The organism is Snodgrassella sp. CS2 (assembly GCF_050310315.1).
Lineage (GTDB): Bacteria > Pseudomonadota > Gammaproteobacteria > Burkholderiales > Neisseriaceae > Snodgrassella > Snodgrassella alvi_E.
Genome location: NZ_JBNPBA010000001.1, coordinates 313,400 through 328,809 on the forward strand (window position 1 = coordinate 313,400; position 15,410 = coordinate 328,809).

16 protein-coding genes are annotated in these 15,410 nt (G+C 45.6%); 8 read left to right on the forward strand and 8 right to left on the reverse strand.

All coding sequences use genetic code 11. From position 1 onward, the window contains the following. Positions 1-181: 181 nt before the first annotated feature. Positions 182-1,138 carry an NUDIX hydrolase gene (locus tag ACQP6D_RS01560; RefSeq protein WP_427857265.1) on the reverse strand — a complete coding sequence of 319 codons (957 nt, stop codon included), beginning with the start codon at positions 1,136-1,138 and terminating at the stop codon, positions 182-184. A gap of 220 nt (positions 1,139-1,358) precedes the next feature. On the opposite strand from ACQP6D_RS01560, the gene nadA reads away from it, so the two are divergent. After that, a complete protein-coding gene (gene nadA / locus ACQP6D_RS01565) occupies positions 1,359-2,591 on the forward strand; it encodes a quinolinate synthase NadA (RefSeq protein WP_427857266.1) in 1,233 nt (410 codons plus the stop codon). Beyond that, entirely contained in the window at positions 2,560-4,083 is a 1,524-nt protein-coding gene (gene nadB, locus ACQP6D_RS01570; protein ID WP_427857267.1) for an L-aspartate oxidase, read from the forward strand. The genes nadA and nadB overlap by 32 nt, the downstream gene beginning before the upstream one ends. Positions 4,084-4,086: 3 nt before the next feature. On the opposite strand, the gene ACQP6D_RS01575 is transcribed toward nadB, so the two are convergent. Continuing rightward, a complete protein-coding gene (locus ACQP6D_RS01575) occupies positions 4,087-4,605 on the reverse strand; it encodes a TlpA disulfide reductase family protein (protein ID WP_427857268.1) in 519 nt (172 codons plus the stop codon). 270 nt (positions 4,606-4,875) lie between these two features. Here ACQP6D_RS01575 and arsC point away from each other — a divergent pair, with 270 nt between their 5' ends. The 6 genes from arsC (at position 4,876) to ACQP6D_RS01605 (ending at position 10,526) form a co-directional block, all read left to right on the forward strand. Then, on the forward strand, positions 4,876-5,232 hold the full coding sequence (gene arsC / locus ACQP6D_RS01580) for an arsenate reductase (glutaredoxin) (protein WP_100140085.1): 357 nt from the start codon (positions 4,876-4,878) through the stop codon (positions 5,230-5,232). Beyond that, positions 5,233-5,901, forward strand: a complete 669-nt coding sequence (locus ACQP6D_RS01585; protein ID WP_367422083.1) for a YdcF family protein — start codon at positions 5,233-5,235, stop codon at positions 5,899-5,901. Between the two features lie 279 nt (positions 5,902-6,180). Next, entirely contained in the window at positions 6,181-7,470 is a 1,290-nt protein-coding gene (gene hemL / locus ACQP6D_RS01590; protein WP_267390204.1) for a glutamate-1-semialdehyde 2,1-aminomutase, read from the forward strand. A gap of 618 nt (positions 7,471-8,088) precedes the next feature. After that, a complete protein-coding gene (locus ACQP6D_RS01595) occupies positions 8,089-8,355 on the forward strand; it encodes a hypothetical protein (protein WP_100140082.1) in 267 nt (88 codons plus the stop codon). 126 nt (positions 8,356-8,481) lie between these two features. Continuing rightward, entirely contained in the window at positions 8,482-9,144 is a 663-nt protein-coding gene (locus ACQP6D_RS01600; RefSeq protein WP_100140081.1) for a response regulator, read from the forward strand. Continuing rightward, positions 9,120-10,526 carry an ATP-binding protein gene (locus ACQP6D_RS01605; RefSeq protein WP_370388996.1) on the forward strand — a complete coding sequence of 469 codons (1,407 nt, stop codon included), beginning with the start codon at positions 9,120-9,122 and terminating at the stop codon, positions 10,524-10,526. Before ACQP6D_RS01600 ends, ACQP6D_RS01605 begins: the two co-directional genes overlap by 25 nt. Positions 10,527-10,719: 193 nt before the next feature. Here the strand turns inward: ACQP6D_RS01605 and upp are convergent, their stop codons facing one another. The 6 genes from upp to murI form a co-directional block, all read right to left on the reverse strand. Beyond that, positions 10,720-11,352 carry a uracil phosphoribosyltransferase gene (gene upp, locus ACQP6D_RS01610; protein ID WP_100140079.1) on the reverse strand — a complete coding sequence of 211 codons (633 nt, stop codon included), beginning with the start codon at positions 11,350-11,352 and terminating at the stop codon, positions 10,720-10,722. Between the two features lie 74 nt (positions 11,353-11,426). Next, positions 11,427-11,738, reverse strand: coding sequence for a Grx4 family monothiol glutaredoxin (grxD, locus tag ACQP6D_RS01615; protein ID WP_100140078.1), 312 nt, complete (start codon positions 11,736-11,738; stop codon positions 11,427-11,429). An 18-nt stretch (positions 11,739-11,756) separates the two neighbouring features. Continuing rightward, entirely contained in the window at positions 11,757-13,019 is a 1,263-nt protein-coding gene (locus ACQP6D_RS01620) for an RsmB/NOP family class I SAM-dependent RNA methyltransferase (protein ID WP_427857464.1), read from the reverse strand. Positions 13,020-13,028: 9 nt separating this feature from the next. Further along, positions 13,029-13,703: a DUF3108 domain-containing protein gene (locus ACQP6D_RS01625; RefSeq protein ID WP_367413290.1), complete on the reverse strand. Its 675-nt coding sequence runs from the start codon at positions 13,701-13,703 to the stop codon at positions 13,029-13,031. Between the two features lie 16 nt (positions 13,704-13,719). Next, positions 13,720-14,352 carry a phosphoribosylglycinamide formyltransferase gene (gene purN, locus ACQP6D_RS01630; protein WP_427857465.1) on the reverse strand — a complete coding sequence of 211 codons (633 nt, stop codon included), beginning with the start codon at positions 14,350-14,352 and terminating at the stop codon, positions 13,720-13,722. A 29-nt stretch (positions 14,353-14,381) separates the two neighbouring features. After that, entirely contained in the window at positions 14,382-15,191 is an 810-nt protein-coding gene (gene murI, locus ACQP6D_RS01635; protein WP_100152467.1) for a glutamate racemase, read from the reverse strand. Between the last annotated feature and the right edge of the window lie 219 nt (positions 15,192-15,410).

A 15,410-nucleotide genomic window follows, 5' to 3' on the forward strand; every position in this document is an offset into this window, starting at 1 on the left:
AGGTTGATGCGCACCAGCAGTGGGTTCACTGTTCACATTGCCAAAAGCTGGATTAGATAAACTCTAATTCTGTATTTTAATAAAGTAAGCATCTTAGCTCTGCCGCAATATGTGCGGCATATGTATCCCTATGATATTAATGTATAAAATTTTGGTAAAACCTTGATGATACAGAAAGGTATTAGATGTGATTACCAATTAATGGGAGCCGATAACCGGAAAGCAAGCTTTCTTGCAATACATTTTCATTAAAACGGTATAGTTGTGCCGGACGTCCACGCTCTGCCACCATAGTTTCACCAGTAGCTACAACAAGCTGCTGATTGTTAACCAAACGACGAAAATTTTGTTTATGCAGCTCCACACCATTCAATACTTCAATACTGCGCTGCAACTGATACAGAGTGAATTGGGGCGGCATTAAATCAAAGATAACTGGCCGGTATTGTAATTTAGCGCGCAATCTCGACACAGCCGTAGCCAGAATTCGACGATGATTGAATTGCATGGGACGGCCGGTTAATTGTGGTGGTAGCTGATTATCATAATACGGTGACTCAGCAATAAGGCCTGTCTCATACATCAACTCATAGCGCAGCAGAGCATTTTCGGCAATCCAGTGCTGCCCGTTTATACCCCAGCATAAATTCAGGCGTTGCTGCCGCTGATTACGGATTTCCTGATTGGGTGCGGCATCCACCCAGTTCTGCATCGGCAGAATCAACTGGTTGAGAATATGCGCATGTTGCGGACGACGGCTGTCTTCCCATGGAAAGTATTCATACCAGTCTTGCCATTTTGCTTCCAGCGTCAGGCCACTTTCAGCCGTCTCTTTTACTAGACCTAGATAACTAATATTGATAACTGCCTGACCATTGTGATGGCTACGCTTCATGTCAACAAAAGTATACAGCTGTTCAATATAGCCAAGTGGCTGACCGGTCCGCTGATGTACCCATGTTCTTGCTCCAGCCTGCAAGGAGTGGTGCACTGGTTTTAACGGACCAAAAGGCAATAAGCTGCCATCGTGAATGGTAAGCACGCGGGCGCTAAAATCCGTTACTGCAAACAACACGGCCACCAGCTCAGCTGCACTATCGCTATAACTGGATGAGGGTAAATCAGCTGTTGTGTGCATGCAGGTAATACTCCTTAATCAACACTCATTAATTGTAAAGAAATTGTTGCAAAAAAACAAAACCTGCGCAGCCGGTTTTTATGAATCAGCCATTCATTCAGCTATTTAATGAAACAGCACCATAATCAAATCTATTTACTTTCTTCCTGTCACAATCTTTACATGTTGCTTTATATACTCATATTGAGCATAATGATTTAATCCTGATTAAGGAGTGTCTATGCAAACTGTACCCGACCATAAGCAATGGCGTGCTTTTGATTATGAAAAACCATCTGTACAGCTAAAAAAATATGCTACTGATGCAGCTACGCATGGTCAGCCTGCTACGTCCGTACTGGAATGTGCATGGGCGAAAATTCCATCGCAACCAACTAAAGAAGAGAAGCAGGCTTATTCTGAGCAAATTACTACATTATTGCAGCAGCATCAGGCGGTAATGCTCACACATTACTATGTTGAACCAGAATTACAGGATTTGGCACTTGCTAGCGGAGGTATGGTGGGCGATTCGCTTGAGATGGCGCGCTTCGGTGCCCGCCATCCGGCACAGACACTGCTGGTAGCCGGAGTGAAATTCATGGGCGAAACAGCGAGCATACTTAGTCCAGAAAAAACCATACTCATGCCGGATATGCAAGCAACTTGTTCTTTAGACCTCGGGTGTCCGGCAGATGAATTCACAGCTTTTTGTAATCAGTATCCGGAACGAACTGTCGTGGTTTATGCCAATACCAGCGCTGAGGTTAAAGCCCGTGCCGATTGGGTTGTTACCTCTTCGATTGCGATTGAAATCGTATCTTTTTTACATGCTCAGGGTAAAAAAATTATCTGGGGGCCGGATAGGCATTTAGGCGAATACATTCAGAATCTGACCGGTGCTGATATGGTGCTGTGGCAGGGCTCCTGTTTGGTACACAATGAATTTAAAGGGCAAGAACTGGCGTTGATGAAAGCCCGTTATCCGCACGCTAAAGTATTGGTACATCCTGAATCGCCGGCAGCGGTAGTGGCTCTGGCAGATGTGGTTGGTTCTACCAGCCAGTTGCTACAGGCAGCAATCAACGATACGGCCGATACTTTCATTGTAGCCACTGATCAAGGCATTCTGCATGAAATGACCAAACAGGCACCAGCAAAAACATTTCTGGCGGCGCCCACTGCCGGTAATGGTGCTACTTGTAAATCGTGTGCTTTCTGCCCATGGATGGCCATGAACGGTCTAGAGTCTTGTATCGATGCGCTAAACCACCAAGAGCAGCATCGCGTACAACTCCCAGCAGCATTAAGCCAACAGGCCAGCTTGTCGATCCGGCGCATGCTTGAGTTCTCATCAGCCTGGCGTGAATTTCAAGCTTTTAGCTCTACATCTAATACTTTAAATATTTTATCCGATCAGTTTATTCCTTGGATCAGACAACATGACCACTTTGCCTCCCTGCTCAACTGCTGAGACAGATGTGCTGATTGTTGGTGCCGGTCTGGCCGGACTGACAGTAGCCTTGTCTTTACCTGAACATTTTCATATTACGGTTGTAGTCAGGCAAGACTTGTCAATATGTGCCAGCACTCTGGCGCAAGGCGGTATAGCCGCTGTAATCGATGAAGCAGACAGTGTGGCTGAACATGTAGCCGACACCCTTATTGCCGGAGCTGGAAGCTGTGATGAAACTCAGACAGCCACCATTTTGAGTGAAGGTGCTAATGCAATTGAATGGTTATGTGCGCATGGGGTGGAATTCACGCGTGAAAATGGGCAATTACATCTAACACGCGAAGGTGGACATGGCAAGCGGCGAATTGTGCACGCAGCCGACCACACAGGACACAGCATCACCGAAACCCTTCAGCAACAGCTTCTGGCTCACCCCAATATACAAGTACTCACCCATACTTTCATAAATGAGGTGATACTGGAAAATACTGTTTGCACTGGCGCCAGTGTCACGATAGCAGACAGTGGTGAAACCATTCTCATTCGAGCTAAACATACGGTATTGGCAAGCGGTGGTCTGGGTCAGTTATTCTCGCTGACCACTAATCCACTTACCGCCACTGGGCATGGCGTCGCTGTAGCTGCGCTGGCGGGTTGCAGAACACGACAGCTTGCTTTTGTACAGTTTCACCCCACTGCGCTTGCACTACCAGCTAATCCGTGTTTTCTGATTTCAGAAGCAGTACGTGGAGAGGGCGGCATTTTGCGCAACAGCCAAGGACAGCGCTTCATGCCTCAATATGATGAGCGCGCCGAATTGGCACCCCGAGATATCGTCGCTCGTGCCATCGCTGCTGAAATAGCCAAATCTGGCCATCATTGTGTCTATTTGGACATTACGCATTTATCTGCTGACTTTATCCGCACACATTTCCCGCAGATTTATCGGCATTGCTTAAAGCAAGGGCTTGATATTACCTGCGAATTCATTCCAGTTGCCCCGGCAGCGCATTATGCCTGTGGCGGTATTATCACCGACACGGCTGGCCGTACCGATGTGCCACAGCTATATGTTATTGGCGAAACCGCCAGTACGGGCTTACACGGAGCCAATCGTCTGGCCAGTAATTCTTTGCTGGAATGTGTCGTTGTTGGGCGGGCGGCCGCCGCCAGTATGGCCGCTTCAGATTCTCATACCCTGACTTGGCCTCAACATCTAAAGAAAGAATCGACCGAGCTATTGTGGCAACAGCCCGTGCAGACATCTGTTTCAGTGCCAGATATGCATACATTTAGCCTACAAGCACTGCAAAAACTCATGAGCCGATATTTTGGTATATGCCGACGCACTGAAGACATGCACACATTACACATGCAGTTACAGCAATGGTACCTGCATGCTGTCAGCCAGACAGATAAACTGACTCTGGTTACAGCACTACTGATGGTACAAGACGGTTTAAATCAAACAGAAAATCGTGGTGCACACTTTAATGTTGATATTGCTTAAAATTTATATATGTATTTTACGTTGAGCACATTGTTTTTTGGCGGCTGCAAGCGCCTGATTAAGTATGTCTTCAGTTAACCTACCTATCAAAGACTGTTGAAAACCGCATTCTGGCGCCCGTACCTGCGTGTAAGGTATGCCGCCAATACTATTGCCGAACTGTCTCATCCAAGCTCTGCTGTCCGTGCCGGTGTAGCGATATAGCGGGTAGCTGACTTTTATCTGACGGGTAAAGCGTTGTAAATTAGCCTCAGTGTCTAGTGCCACCCCTGCTACGTTTACCCTGCCTTTACCTGATTTCTGTTGCTGAAGATACCAGCGCGAAAGCATAGGCATTTCACTACGGCAGGAAGCACACCATGACGCCCAGATATTAATCACTTGTACAGTACTATTTGCTGGCAATACTGCGGCCTTACCTTGAGGCCAGCTTTGCAGCTCTGCTGCCTGTACGTGCAATCCGCCAGAAATCAATAAACTTAATACCACTGTTTTTTTCAAAACACGGATGAATTGAAACATAGCCTTTCCTAAATATTACGTTTCACAGCAGTAATTATAAAATATTTTATTTACAATTTCGGCGCCAACGCGGCAAGCTGTTTATTCACCATACTACTTTTAGTTTTAATACCTAAGCCAAGCATGTATTTTTATTCAAATAATTTATTTACACTCACTACTGAAACTTAGTCTGATCTTTAAAATAATTAATAATACTTGTCAAAATTTGAAGTTTCGTCCACACTTCCTATTTAGATTTTCCATTTATTTTGAAGTTCAGGGATAATCATGACAAATACCGTCATACTGTATCATAACCCTAATTGTTCTAAATCCCGTGCCGCCTTGTCTTTACTACAGGTTCGCAATGTCAACACTAAAGTCATTCCCTACCTGACCGAACCATTATCCGAGGCACAGATTCGCGCGCTAAAGCAGAAGCTGGCCATCCATTCTGCAAGGGAGATGATGCGCAGCAAAGATGATTTATATGCACAGCTCAATCTGGTAGAGGCAGATGAAGATACCTTGATTGCTGCTATGGCTGCCCACCCTATTCTCATTGAGCGTCCTATTGCTGTCTTTGGCGATCATGCAGCCATCGGCCGGCCGTTAACCAATATTGAAGCCTTATTAGAGCAATAAATGTCCAATGGCACACGCTTCGGCTTCTGGTATTGTCTGCGTAGTGTGATTACTGCCGGTAGCTTGTTTGTTGCCGCCAATTACGCCATCAGTATGGCGACTGTCTATCAGTTTAGCCATCCGCAGCTGCTCAGTGAAGCCGATGCAGCCATTGTGCTCGGTGCTGCGGCATGGGATAAGCGCCCGTCACCGGTTTTTCGTGAGCGTATCAATCATGCCATCAATCTTTATCGCGCGGGAAAAGTAAAAAAAATACTATTCACCGGTGGTAGTCCGCGCAGCGGTTTTATGACTGAAGCAGCGGTAGGTCGTCGTTATGCTATTCGCAATGGTGTAGATGCCAGCGATATCATTTATGAAAATCATTCACGTGACACTTGGCAGAATCTGGTGAATGCTCAGGCACTTGCTGAAGATAATGATATAGACACTTTTATTATTGTTAGCGATCCCTATCACTTGGCGCGAGCCTGTATCATGGCCCGCGACTTAGGATTGGATGTACAGGTTTCTCCCACCCCTACTACCCGTTATACCGCTACCCAGTCCAAACTACGTTTTCTGGCTCAGGAAAGTTATACCCTCATGGTCTACCAGTGGGTCAAGCATCTCGCTCACTTTCCCCAGTTGATTCAGTCATTCCGCAGCAAATTTTCTTCTTTTTCCTAAGCCAACCGGCACTGGCAGAGCAATGAAATAGCTGCTGGCTACAGGATACCCTTACGCGTTTCGTTATTTGCCAATCAGGATATAGCATTATTTTCTGTTGTTTGAATCTTTATTGCTATGTGTAGCAATTGAAACTTTTTATGCCAGCCTGTTTGGACACACTATGAAGCATCTAAGCGGCTGAATGATTCAAGTCCCTTATCGAGTGTGCACAATCAATAGTATGATTATCCCTAAATGCCATTCATCCGGCATCATTTTATAACAGAGGTTAAAATCATGGATCGAAATCAGCAATTATTCGAACAGGCTAAAACCATTATTCCCGGCGGCGTGAATTCACCGGTAAGAGCCTTTGGCAGCGTTGGTGGTATTCCCCGCTTTATTAAAAAGGCGCAGGGTGCCTATGTGTGGGATGAAAATGAAAGCCGCTATATCGATTATGTCGGTTCGTGGGGTCCGGCTATTGTGGGGCATGCACATCCGGAAGTAGTAGAAGCCGTGTGTCACGCAGCAGAAAATGGCCTGTCTTTCGGTGCACCCACCGAAAATGAAATCCGTATTGCCGAAGCAATCCGCCATATTATGCCGAGTATGGAACAAATCCGGCTGGTTAGCTCCGGTACAGAAGCCACCATGAGTGCTATACGGCTGGCTAGAGGTTTTACTAAACGTGACAATATTATCAAGTTTGAAGGCTGCTACCACGGCCATTCTGACAGTTTACTGGTCAAAGCAGGTTCGGGTCTGCTGACTTTCGGCCATCCCAGTTCTGCCGGAGTACCTGAGGATTTTAGCCGCCATACGCTTGTGCTGCCCTACAACGATATTGAAGCATTAGAGCAAACTTTTGCCAGCAAGGGCGACAGCATTGCTTGTGTAATTGTGGAACCGATCGCCGGCAATATGAATATGATACCGGCTACATCAGAATTTGTGCAGGCCATGCGCAGACTCACTGACCAGTATGGCAGCGTATTGATTTACGATGAAGTTATGACCGGTTTTCGTGTCGCACTGGGCGGTGCACAGTCTATTCACGGTATCAAACCTGATTTAACCACCATCGGTAAAATCATCGGAGGCGGCATGCCGGTAGCGGCTTTCGGCGGGCGTGCAGATATTATGTCCTGCGTTTCCCCCTTGGGTCCTGTATATCAGGCTGGCACTTTATCTGGTAATCCAGTATGTGTAGCTGCAGGACTTAAAACGCTGGAAATTATCCAAAGACCAGATTTCTACAACACACTCAGCGCCCGTACTTTAGAACTGAGTAAAGGTTTGGCCGCCATAGCAGAAGAAGCAAATATTCCTTTTACTAGTCGCAGTATAGGTGGGATGTTTGGCTTTTATTTCACTGCCGAGCTTCCGACTTGTTTTAGCGATATGCAGCGGTGCAATCAGGTATTGTTTAAAGAATTTTTCCATGCCATGCTGGCTCGTGGCGTCGCTTTCGCTCCATCTGCTTATGAGTCCTGTTTTGTTTCTGCCGCTCATAACAGCGAAATCATTGCTGACACACTGGGACTGGCTGCTGAATCCATGACTGAAATTGCTCGTACTGTTTAACACAGTTATTTTTTATTTGTTACCGGCGTAACCTTTTTGGATACGCCTTTTTTATTCTGCTGAGAATGTTTGAAACACAACAAATATACGCTGCTTACACAAGTCTATGGTCTCAGTTTTAACCAGAAACTCATTAGCATAACTTTTGAAATTCAAATAATTAATCGTGCTTTTGATATCTCCAATTTTATCTCTGACTTCTCGGAAAAGGTTTTCGCTATTCCGATGTATGAATAGAGTTTAATAATGAGATTTTTGACATTTTATTGCGTAATATGGCAATCGCAGATGATGTTTAATCTGGCTTTTCTACCGTTTTTTTAAAATTTTCTCGGGCATTGACGCTAATTTGCGCTTACATTTGTCAGATAGCAGTTAATAAGCGTCATTTTATTTCACTAAAAACGGCTACTATGCCCGCAAAATACCTAAAAACTTGAAGATTAAAAAGAAAATTAATTTAAACCTGTAGTATATATAATTTATTAACTTATAATTACATTTATTTAACAATAAAATACATTTATCTAAGTCTTGCCTAAGTATTGGCGACCATACTGTTCAGCAACAAGAACCGAGATGGTTATTGTCCTAAACTACTTAAATTGGAGATTTGTCATGAAAAAAATCACTGCTGCTGTTGTAAGTGCTATTTTTGGTTTAACTGCTGCTGCTTCTTTTGCTGCTCCTGCTGCAGCCACCACTACTACTACCACTAACACCACTGCTGCTACAACTACTGTAAAACCAGCTGCTAAAACTGTTAAACCGGTTGCTAAAAAAGCTCAGGTAAAACGCACTCACGCTAAAAAAGCACACGCCAAAAAAGCTGCTGCTAGCACTACTACTACCAAACAAACCACTACTACTACTGAAGCAAACTAATCAGTCTGCGGTTAACGTTTGAACAAAACCGTTTCAGGTATCCTGAAGCGGTTTTTGTTATCATAGGCAGCCTGAAGCCTGAAACAATATCGGCTCAACACTGTCTACGTGGAAAATTGTTAACCCATGCGAATTTTACTTCTTGAAGACGACAAGATGATAGCAGAAGCACTTAGCGATATGCTTCATGTTGCCGGTTTTGCAGTTGATTGCGTGACTGACGGCTTAGCCGCAGAAAACGCCTTACAGCCTAACATCTATGATATCGCTTTACTAGATATCGGTGTACCCAAGCAGGATGGTCTTAGTGTATTGCGCCATCTACGTGCAAAAAACTTTGATTTGCCTGTAATTTTGATTACTGCCCGTGATACAGTGGAAGAACGAATCAACGGTCTTGATAGTGGTGCAGACGACTACGTAATCAAGCCTTTTGCCCCTACGGAGCTACTAGCGCGGATCCGTGCACTTCTGCGCCGACGTAGCGGGCATGCCAGTCCAGTGTTGAGCAATGGCATTATCACCCTGAATCCGGCAACACGGGAAGTAAGTGCCAATGGACAATCTACTCGTTTGTCAGCCAGAGAATATGCCTTACTGTACAGTCTGTTGTTGCAGCCGGGTACAATATTGTCGAGGCAGGAGCTGGAAGAAAAAATCTATGGCTGGAATGAAGAAGTGGAAAGCAACGCCGTAGAAGTAGTTATTCACGGTATTCGCAAAAAACTCGGCAGCAATGTCATTAAAAATGTGCGGGGTCTGGGATGGCTGGTGGATCAACGCGGATAGTTTCATCGCTTCAATGGCGCTTATTATTGGTAATTACTATTGTAGTTACCTTCATTGCCATCATCGGCGATATTCTCGCCTATCAGACTGCTTTTCGCGAAACACAAGACTTGCAGGATGCGCAGCTGGAACAGATTGCCCATTTACTCGACCCACGCAGCTCCATTTTGCGTCGGGACACACAAGAAGATCTTAACTTTCCTGAAAGTGCACGCACGTTGCCCAAACCACGTGTACTGGCACAAACGCTGGATTCGCCTTATCTTAATATACTGATGGGTGATGACAATGCAGTGCAGAACTTGCAACAGTTACAGGATGGCTTTCACAATTTCACTACTGTAGCACGGCACTGGCGTGTATACATCCTTACCCGTGAGCGCGAACGAATCGTTGTCGCTCAGCGCACAGCCTACCGCAATCACATTGCCAAAGACAGCGCCCTGAGCGTGGTATGGCCGTTCTTGATTCTCATGCCCCTACTGTGGCTGTTTACCGCTATCTGGATTAGACGTCTATTTCGTGCTACGCAGGAAATGAGCACCGAACTGACTGCCCGCAATGCCAATGATTTATCGCCTCTGGACACCAAGCATGTACCCACAGAAATCCGTCCGTTTATTATTGCTTTAAACCGACTGTTTAGCCAATTGCAGGCGGCAATAGAGCATGACAAAAAATTCATTAGCCATGCTGCACACGAATTACGCACGCCCATCACTGCACTAACCATTCAGATAGCGCGTTTTGATGATCCAGATTTAACAAAGGACATACAGAATAAGCTTATCGGGCAAATTAGAGCCGGTATTGCACGTACTGAGCAATTACTCACCCAGCTGCTATCCATGGCACGGGCACAGCATCAGCAACAGCAGCACATACAAGCAGCCCATGCCAGCACCGACTTACTCCCTTTATTGCGCGACCTGATTGCAGAAATATTGCCACTGGCAGAACAAAAACAGCAAAATTTAAGTGTAGATATCAATGAAGACATCAAACTACCAATCAGCACCAATGATTTACATACAATTTTAAAAAATATTCTGTGCAATGCCATTAAATACACACCGGCCGGTGGCCACATCAGCATTCATACCCAACAAAATGCAGAAAATGAATTATCTATGTGGATTGAAGACAATGGTCAGGGCATCGCTGAATCAGAAAGAAAACTTGTTTTCGAACCGTTTTACCGCATTCTTGGTAACAATGAAAACGGTAGTGGTCTCGGATTAGCCATCGTAAAAACGCTGTGTGAACAGTGGCATATAAGTATTAGTCTGGCTGATTCCAGCTTGCATAACCATGAAGATAAACCCGGGCTGGCTGTGATTCTACTTTTTAGCATTCCTGACATCCAAATCCAGCCACAATAACGGCCAAATAAAATAGAACTGTAGGAATGGCTGGTTATAATAATTTCCGCCGATTTAATTTACAGAATGTTCCCTGTTTACGGAAGTCTTTTTTCTTTTGGCATAAAAAAACAGAATACTTAGTCTAAGTATTCTGTTTTTAGTATATGCATGTCTGACCCATTGTCAGCAGGTGAAAGAATCCGACTTCAGATTACCAGTGTTTGGTACCGAAAATCTTATCGCCGGCATCACCTAGTCCAGGAATAATGTAGCCATTTTCATCCAGATGATCATCAAGAGCAGCCGCATAGATGGTGACATCGGGATGAGCCTCATTAACGGCTTTCACACCTTCTGGAGCAGCTACCAGCACCAGTGCCTTGATATCCTTACAGCCTTTTTTCTTCAGTAGCTCAATGGTGGCATTCATAGAACCACCAGTAGCCAGCATTGGGTCGATAATCAGAGCCGGACGTTTATCCATCTGGCTGACAAATTTTTCAAAATAAGGTACAGGTTCGAGGGTTTCTTCATCGCGCTGCAAGCCCACCACACTGATTTTAGCAGTTGGAATCAAATCCAATACGCCGTCGAGCATACCCAACCCAGCACGCAGAATTGGCACTACGGTTACCGTTTTACCTTTAATTTGGTAAGCATCTATCTCACCACACCAGCCCTGCATTTTGACAATTTCCACGTCAAAATCACGGCTGGCCTCATATGCCATTAAACGCGCCAGCTCTTTTGTCAGTGTGCGAAAACGATAGGTACTGCAATCCTCTTCACGCATCAGTGACAGTTTGTGCTTTACCAGCGGGTGGTCAATCACATTAATATTCATAGCCTGTTCCAAAAATAATTGCTATAACACCTGAATGAAATCAGCTAGTTGAAAATCCTCTGAACCAATTCTGGTCAGACAGAGGCCAACAAAGTCTGCAATTCTCCTGCTTCATACATTTCCAGCATAATGTCAGAGCCACCAACAAATTCGCCTTTCACATACAACTGCGGGATAGTCGGCCAGTCGGCATATTCTTTTATACCCTGACGGATTTCTTCATCTTCAAGTACATTCACAGTATAAAAGTCTTTTAAACCAGCTGCCTGCAGAATTTGTACTGCACGGGATGAAAAACCACACTGTGGGAATTGTTTTGTCCCTTTCATAAACAACACCACTGGATGTTCGGTAACAATGTTTTTAATTCTTTCCTGAGTACTCATTTACTTTCCTTGTTTCATTTACTTAATGCGTGTTAGCACAGCGGCAAAAAAGCCGTCTGTATGATGTTCACTGGTTGATAGTTGAAGATAATCACTGTGCATGGAAGACGGCTTATGGCTTTTAAGCAACGTATTCACCGGTTCGATGTGCCAGCCGTTATTGGCCGCCAGAAAATCATTTAACTGTTGCTGGTTTTCTGCCTCCAGAATACTGCATGTGGCATATACTAGCCGGCCGCCGGGACGTACCAACGCTGAAGCTGCTTGTAGTATAGATTGCTGCTGTTGCTGCAATGCAGCAACATTGTCACTGTTCTGGCGATATTTTAAATCAGGATTTCGGCGTAAAGTTCCCAGACCTGAGCAGGGTGCATCCACCAGCACACAATCTGCCTTCGCTTTGAGACGGGCAATGCGGGCATCGTGCTCATTATCGATACGCTGTGGATGAATGTTGGTTAATCCAGCGCGCACCATACGCGGCTTAAGATTAGCCAGCCGTTTTTCTGCCACATCTAAAGCATACAATCGTCCGCTACCGGCCATCATTGCGCCCATAGCCAGTGTTTTACCACCGGCGCCGGCACAAAAATCTACAGCAATCTGTCCGCGTTTTACACCCGTTAGTAATGCCAGCAACTGGCTGCCTTCATCCTGGACTTCCAGTACGCCATCCAGAAACAGTGGGTGACGGTTTAAAGCCGGCTTATCGGGAAAACGAATCCCCCAAGGTGAATAAGGGGTGGCTTCTGCACGCAGACCTTCAGCCTGTAGCGCAGCCAAAATTTTATCACGTTTACCTTTCAGGGTATTGACCCGTACATCCAGCGGTGCTGATTGCATGACACTGCGGCCATAAGCAACAATTTGCTCATCATCCCAATCCTGCTGCTGGAGGCATTCAATCATCCATTGCGGCAATTCTGCTGCTGTGGAAAGCGTACTAGCAAATTCAGACTTGTGGGCTTTTAGCTCTACCAGCCAATCTTTCTCATCGGTATCACACAAAGTCTCTACCGCATGAACACTGAGGCCTCGGCCTAAAACCAGCGCAGCGAGTGCCGCGCGCCGAGGCTTATTATGCGGTTTTGGCAACATCTGCTGGATTTTCTGTAAATGCCGGATGGTGGCGAATACCGTTTCAGCTATTTCTTGCCGGTCACGAACACCAAGTTTGCGCTCACGGCGGAAAAAAGAAGACAGCACGACATCTGCCGGCTGGCGGAATGTTAACACCTGCGCTAATGCGGAAGTGGTTAAATCAAGTTGTTGTGCATTGATCATAATTGTTTAAATAGCTTTCCCGTTTATCTGGCCAGCCTTCAGCTGCAATGTATATACTTTACCATTGTCCATATAACTGATGCGTACCGGAATATTGTTCAGCTGCGGTGCAAATGCATATTCCACCCGATCATCACCACGACTGATGCTGTACTGGCTAATTTCGATGTGCTGCCCATTAACCATTATTTGAGCGGAGCCCAGATTTTTAACCGCATCCAGCGGGTATACTTTCTTGCCATTGGTTAAATACGTATTTACCGGAAGTTTTCCCTGATTAAAGCCAAGCTGCCATGCCAATGCAAACATATCATACACTGGTCCATTTACTGCTAGATGTCTGCTGGTATCAGATACCCTGCCATAATCCACACTCTGCCCGTTAAACCGTGCCTGAGCGTAGAGTTTACCAAAACGACTGTCTGTGTAGGTAAGCGGATTGAGCATTGTCCCGCTTAACGTACCGCTAGAGACAAACTGCATTTGGTAAATCAGCAAGCTAAGATCAGTGCTAATCTGAAACTTCCCACCTTTTTGCTCAAAATCCATATTGACTGACAGACCATTATTGTCAACAAACTGTAATTGTGCCCGCTGCGGCAACTCTCCCGCATGAATTACAGAAGCCAGCATTAAACCAGCCCAAACCAACACTATTTTCGCCCACAATTTCAATTTCATACGCCACGTACACCAATCAATTTTTTAAGCAGACCAAACCATCAGTTATACCAGCTTCCAATTTGTTTACTCTGTTACCTTGTATTACCAGATTACCTGCAACAAAATCAGCCACTGCCTGCGGCAAGAGCTGATGTTCAATCCGTAGCACGCGCTGAGCCAAAATTTCAGCTGTATCGCCATCCAGAACAGGGACGACACCCTGTGCAATAATTGGCCCACAATCCAGTTCAGCTGTAACAAAATGAATGGTGCACCCAGCCACGCGGCAACCACTCTCCAATGCCCGCTGATGCGTATGCAGTCCGGGAAAAGCAGGCAGCAAAGAGGGATGGATGTTTATCAGCCGGCCCACATAATGCGTGCAAAATACCGGCGTTAATATCCTCATAAAGCCAGCTAAAACTACAAGGTCGGGCTGATACGTATCAATACGCTCCATCAGTGCCCTGTCAAATGCGTCTCGGCCTTCATAGTCTCGATGATTTAGGGCTTCAGTTGCCAAACCATGCTCAGCCGCCCATGCCAAACCTGCTGCATCACTCTGATTACTGATAACAGCCACAATTTCCGCCTGTGCAATATTAGATTTAACTAAGGCTTGCATATTGCTGCCACGTCCGGAAATCAGAATCACAATTCTTTTCATCATGTCAGTTTCTCCCTCTTGCTGAAGTTTTACCCCAAAGACACCATTTCCAGCTGCTCCAAACTGCGACCGAGAAACCGTTCTCCGATAGTCTGAAAGCGCAAAGGAATATCACTGACATAAAACCTGTATTGCGCGCCGGTATGATCTGGATTGGCCAGCTGATTTTCTTCCAGTGCTAACGCCGTGGCTTCTGCAGTAGTAATGGCTGAATCAACCAATTTTAGTCCCGGTGCTTCCTGTCGAATTAAGGGTTTGAGTAAAGGATAATGTGTACAGCCCAATACCAGTGTATCCACATCTTCAGCCAGTATCGGTTTTAGATATTCGCGTGCAGTCAAGCGAGTGACTTCATGATCTAGCCAGCCCTCTTCCACCAGTGGTACCAATAGGGGACAGGCCTGTGAGAAAACCCGTGTTTGCGGGTTCTGCTTGTGAATCGCCCGTGCATAGGCATTGCTGTTAACAGTGGTACTGGTAGCAATCACACCGATATGATTATTGCGTGTGCTATTCAGTGCTGCCTGCGCACCGGCAGCTATCACATCCAGTACCGGCATACTGCCGGCCAACTGCCGGATTCTCTCACGTGCTACTGCCGCTATGGTATTACAGGCCACCACTAGCGCCTTCACATCATGCTCTAGCAAAAACGAAACAATCTGTTCGGTATAGGCTTCGATGGTGTGTCTGGACTTCACCCCATACGGTACTCGTGCCGTATCCCCGAAATAAATAATATTTTCATTGGGCAGTCGTTCCATTAACGCCCGTACCACTGTCAGGCCGCCTACCCCGGAATCAAATACGCCTATCGGGCGCTGTTCAATTGCTGTCATGAGTCTCTTCATCTGTAGCCTAAACCATTCAGCACACCGTGCCCTGAACCGGTACAGACCCTTTAATTAAGGTAATTATAACATTGACCCGCGCTTATACTTACAGCAGAGCTATCATAGGCGTAGTAAAAATTCGGAATCAATTTGGCAAAATCACAAAACTGCTAAACTTTAATACTTTCACTCTTACAAACTTTATCGCATAATAAACCCGTTTTA